5 protein-coding genes are annotated in these 4887 nt (G+C 36.1%); 1 reads left to right on the top strand and 4 read right to left on the bottom strand.

The features are described from left to right. Window positions 1–66: 66 nt before the first annotated feature. Entirely contained in the window at window positions 67–927 is an 861-nt protein-coding gene (locus AC1DG9_RS23130; RefSeq protein WP_008242129.1) for a sigma-70 family RNA polymerase sigma factor, read from the bottom strand. Between the two features lie 363 nt (window positions 928–1290). On the opposite strand from AC1DG9_RS23130, the gene AC1DG9_RS23125 reads away from it, so the two are divergent. Further along, window positions 1291–1494 carry a helix-turn-helix domain-containing protein gene (locus AC1DG9_RS23125; RefSeq protein ID WP_172660486.1) on the top strand — a complete coding sequence of 68 codons (204 nt, stop codon included), beginning with the start codon at window positions 1291–1293 and terminating at the stop codon, window positions 1492–1494. A gap of 226 nt (window positions 1495–1720) precedes the next feature. On the opposite strand, the gene AC1DG9_RS23120 is transcribed toward AC1DG9_RS23125, so the two are convergent. The 3 genes from AC1DG9_RS23120 to lpdA form a co-directional block, all read right to left on the bottom strand. Beyond that, window positions 1721–2050 carry a YegP family protein gene (locus AC1DG9_RS23120; RefSeq protein WP_172660485.1) on the bottom strand — a complete coding sequence of 110 codons (330 nt, stop codon included), beginning with the start codon at window positions 2048–2050 and terminating at the stop codon, window positions 1721–1723. A gap of 91 nt (window positions 2051–2141) precedes the next feature. Beyond that, window positions 2142–2990 (bottom strand): MBL fold metallo-hydrolase, encoded by an 849-nt coding sequence (locus AC1DG9_RS23115; RefSeq protein WP_288884411.1) that lies wholly within the window; start codon window positions 2988–2990, stop codon window positions 2142–2144. A gap of 69 nt (window positions 2991–3059) precedes the next feature. Beyond that, the gene (lpdA, locus tag AC1DG9_RS23110; protein WP_048904475.1) at window positions 3060–4448 is read right to left on the bottom strand and encodes a dihydrolipoyl dehydrogenase; all 1389 of its coding nucleotides are present in this window, start codon (window positions 4446–4448) and stop codon (window positions 3060–3062) included. Between the last annotated feature and the right edge of the window lie 439 nt (window positions 4449–4887).

Genomic DNA, 4887 nt, shown 5'->3' with positions numbered 1-4887 from the left:
ATATATTTCTTATGCTACGTCATCCTGAATTTATTTCAGGATGAGGCCGATTAAACAAATAACTTTCTATCCCAAGTAAGATTTTAAGATCTTGCTTCTTGAGGTATGACGCAAACGCTGAAGTGCCTTATCTTTTATCTGACGTACACGCTCACGTGTTAAATTGAACTTCTCTCCAATCTCTTCAAGAGATAGTGGATGATTTGTGCTTAATCCAAAGAAAAGAACAATAATTTCACGTTCTCTTTCTGTTAAAGTAGACAATGAACGCTTAATTTCTTCAGAAAGAGATTCGTTTATAAGACTGCTATCTGTATTAGGCTCATGATTTTCCAATACGTCCAGTAGCGTATTTTCTTCACCCTGAACAAATGGAGCATCCATTGATACGTGTCTTCCTGAGTTACTTAATGTGTCAGAAATCTTATCAACAGTTGTTTCCAGGATATCTGCCAATTCTTCAGGAGACGGTTCGCGCTCATATTCCTGCTCTAATTTAGAGAAGGCCTTACTGATTTTACTTAAAGATCCAACCTGGTTAAGCGGTAAACGAACAATACGGCTTTGCTCAGCAATTGCCTGCAAAATAGACTGACGAATCCACCAAACAGCATATGAGATAAATTTAAAACCTTTTGTCTCATCAAAACGCTTGGCAGCCTTAATTAGGCCCAGATTTCCTTCGTTAATTAAATCCCCTAAAGTTAAACCCTGGTTTTGATATTGTTTTGCTACCGAAACCACGAAGCGCAAATTGGTTTTAGTTAAACGTTCTAACGCAGCCTGATCGCCCTCACGTATTTTTCTTGCTAATATTACTTCTTCTTCCGCGGTAATTAAATCCACTTTACCAATTTCGTGAAGGTATTTGTCTAGAGATTGACTTTCGCGATTGGTAATCGATTGCGTGATTTTGAGTTGTCTCATTTATATGCTTTGGTACTCTTTATGTGTTTGAACGTGCAAAAGTAAGAATTTTAAGGCAATTAGAAAACATAAATTACTGAAAACGTTACACTTTACACGTATTAATTATACAATAATTTAGCAGCAAAAATTATTCCAAAATACTTTTGTCAGTATCAATGTCGTTATATTGTAAAACATAGTGTTGTTATTGAATATCAATGTTAATATTGTGTTTTACAACAATAATTGAGGCCGTCTAAAGCCAAAATAAATGTTTGTCTTTATGATGTCAGGAAATAAAACATAATTAGCATCTTTAAAAATGGGGAAAATAGGGGAATATTAATTGCATTGATTAATGACTTATAATAAAAACATATCATGCCAATAATTATAAACTTAGACGTAATGCTTGCTAAAAGAAAGATGTCTTTAACAGAGCTTAGCATGAGGGTAGGAGTAACAATGTCTAACCTTTCTATATTAAAAACTGGAAAGGCAAAAGCAATCAGATTGGAAACTATGGATGCGATATGCAATGTTCTGGACTGCCAGCCTGGCGATATCCTGGAGTTTCGCAGGTGATTTTGGAGAGCCCACCGTCATCTTATAGTTCACTCGTCATCTCGACGATAGGAGAGATCTCCTGGCCATAAAATAGCTTCTAAGCAAGTTTGTATAAGCAAGAGATCCCTTGGTTCTCGGGATTACGAAGCAGAATGACGGCGTTGGCCATGGCATAAACCTATAAAACAAGAGCCTGATCAACATTGAAGTTAATCAGGCTCTTACAAAATATATAAATAGATATTTAAGTCAAATCTGAAATCTCTGCGTCAGGGGCATTTTTTTTAACCGACTCAATGCCGTTATCTCTGCTTGCAACACTTTCGTACATTTCGCTGTTGCCAATAATTTGCCCGTTAGTTGCTTTTAAATTAAAATAAGGTTTGCCATTTGATGATGTTTTTTTCTCGTATTTACCATCGTCCTGAGAGTTTTTCTTTACAGACTCAATTCCGTTGGTACATCCACTTTTGCTTGAATACCCTTCGCTAGTTAAAATTACCTGGCCATTTCCTGCCTTTAAATTAAATTGGAATTCTCCATTCTTTCTTGTTGTGATTTCAAATTTGCCCATAATCTTTTTTTAATTTATTTTTAAAGTAGACTGTTTTAATAAACCAATTTATAAAAAACTAAACAAAACCAAACAATTATTATTTTTTTGTTTAAGGATTAGTGATGCTTTTTAAATCAAAAGTCTGATCTAGCCTTATGCCTTTTTCTGTCTGCTGTAAAGTACAGCATTCATTTACGGCATCATGTTCCAGATAAAGGATATAGCCATTATCAGTTGCTTCCTGTAAAAAAGACTTCTTTTCCTTTAATGTTTGCAGTGGGAACATGTCGTACGCCATAACATAAGGTAAGGGGATGTGTCCAATAGAAGGAAGCAGGTCAGCCATATAAACAATTGTCTTATCCTTATATTTGATTTGGGGTAACATCATTGCGTCTGTATGCCCGTATGCAAATCGAATATTGATGCCATCGTGAAATTGAACTCCATCAACATCTTCAATAAACCGAAGTTGACCACTGTCCTGAATAGGTAAGATGTTTTCTTTTAAAAAAGACGCCTTTTCTCTTTCGTTTGGGTTTACGGCCCAGTCCCAGTGTTTTTGGTTGCTCCAATAGAAAGCATTTTTAAATGCTGGTCTAAGTTTGTCGCCAACACGCATTATTGAACCACCACAGTGATCGAAATGCAGGTGCGTTAAAAAAACATCAGTTATATCGTCTCTTGAAAAACCTTTTGCAGCCAAAGACTTGTCTAAGGTATCATCACCATGTAAGTAATAATGACCTAAAAATTTTTCATCCTGTTTATCACCGATACCATTATCTATTAATATTAATCTATCACCGTCTTCAATTAACAAGCACCTCATTGCCCAGGTGCACATGTTATTCGCATCAGATGGCGTTGTTTTTTGCCAGATGGATTTAGGTACCACACCAAACATGGCGCCTCCATCAAGTTTAAATAAGCCTGTATTTATAGTATGTAGATTCATATTTTAAAATTAATGAAAAAGGCCGCATTGCGCGGCCTTTTTCCAAATATGTTAATGCAAAAATGATTCTTATAAGTGGATTACTTCTCCATATGCATCAGCAGCGGCTTCCATAATCGCTTCACTCATAGTAGGGTGAGGGTGAACAGATTTAATCATTTCATGACCTGTCGTTTCCAGTTTACGGGCAACAACAATTTCAGCAATCATTTCTGTAACGTTAGCACCAATCATATGGGCGCCTAATAATTCTCCGTATTTAGCGTCAAATATTAATTTAACGAAACCATCTTTAGCACCTGCGGCACTTGCCTTACCTGAAGCAGAGAATGGGAATTTCCCGATTTTCAATTCATATCCTGCAGCTTTGGCAGCTTTTTCAGTATAACCTACCGAAGCAATTTCAGGACTGCAATAAGTACACCCCGGGATATTGTTGTAGTCTAAAGGCTCAGGTTTGTGACCGGCAATTTTTTCTACACAAATAATACCTTCTGCCGAAGCAACGTGAGCCAGCGCTTGTCCGCCAACAATATCACCAATAGCATAATAACCTTTTACAGAAGTATTGTAGAATTCATCAACAACTACTTTACCTTTTTCAGTTTTGATGCCAGTTTCTTCTAAACCTAAGTTTTCGATGTTTGCAACCACACCAGCAGCAGAAAGAACGATATCACATTCAAGCGTTTGCATACCTGATGCCGTTTTAACCTGTACTTTGCAGCCAGCACCGCTAGTGTCAACAGATTCAACACTTGAAGAGGTCATCACCTCTATACCTGCTTTTTTAAAGCTGCGTAATAATTGCTTAGATACATCTTCATCTTCAACAGGAACAACATTGTCCATAAACTCAACAACGGTAACCTTAGTACCTAAGGTAGCGTAGAAATAGGCAAATTCTACACCTATAGCACCAGAACCAACAACAACCATAGATTTTGGCTGCTCAGGTAAAACCATAGCTTGTCTGTAGCCAATTACTTTTTTACCATCCTGTTTTAAATTAGGTAATTCTCTTGATCTTCCTCCTGTAGCTAATATAATGTTAGTCGCAGTGTATTCTTTTTGAGAACCATCAGCAGCTTTAACTTCTACCTTGTTTCCAGGTTTAACTTTACCTGAACCCATTATTACATCAATTTTGTTCTTTTTCATTAAGAACTGAACCCCTTTGCTCATACCATCAGCAACGCCACGGCTACGCTTAATGACTGCTGCAAAATCAGCCTCAGCTTCAGCAGTTTTGATACCATATTCTGAAGCATGGTTAATGTATTCAAACACCTGGGCACTTTTTAGTAATGCTTTAGTAGGTATACAGCCCCAGTTAAGGCATATCCCACCTAAGGATTCGCGCTCTACAACTGCAGTTTTCAAACCTAACTGAGAAGCTCTGATTGCAGCTACGTATCCTCCGGGACCGCTGCCTATTACAATTACATCGTAGTTCATATCTTATTATAAAGGAATTTAACTTTAGTAAACGCCCAAAAATAAAAAAAAATGTTCGTTAATACTTCCTTTAAGATTTTTGAGTAAATGATTTACCTAAACAGAATGTTAACATATGACCTTACTAAAACAAAAGACAGTTTGCCGGATAAAAACAATTGACTGATAAACTGTTGGTTATATATTTAATTCCTGTGTTAAATGTTGATAAGTTTTGACTTTATTAATAATTATTTAACATGAAAATTAAAGTGAGCATTAAATTAATATTTAAATTTGCCGCTATCATCAATTTTTGATGTTATTCATAAAAAAACAAAACAATATGAAGAAATCTTTACTATTTAAAATCGTAGTAATCGTTTTGGCATTTGTGGGGTCTATTTCTGCAGTTAATGCACAGGTAACTACATCTGCTATGAACGGTACAGTCAAAGAC

It is taken from the genome of Pedobacter sp. 05L430 (genome assembly GCF_056397585.1).
The sequence above is the reverse complement of the archived record's forward strand: the minus strand, read 5'-3'. Positions and strand labels throughout refer to the sequence as shown.

Coding starts and splice junctions, on each gene's coding strand:
- AC1DG9_RS23130 (WP_008242129.1), bottom strand. CDS start 927: ATGAGACAACTCAAAATCACGCAATCGATTACCAATCGCGAAAGTCAA.
- AC1DG9_RS23125 (WP_172660486.1), top strand. CDS start 1,291: ATGCCAATAATTATAAACTTAGACGTAATGCTTGCTAAAAGAAAGATG.
- AC1DG9_RS23120 (WP_172660485.1), bottom strand. CDS start 2,050: ATGGGCAAATTTGAAATCACAACAAGAAAGAATGGAGAATTCCAATTT.
- AC1DG9_RS23115 (WP_288884411.1), bottom strand. CDS start 2,990: ATGAATCTACATACTATAAATACAGGCTTATTTAAACTTGATGGAGGC.
- lpdA (WP_048904475.1), bottom strand. CDS start 4,448: ATGAACTACGATGTAATTGTAATAGGCAGCGGTCCCGGAGGATACGTA.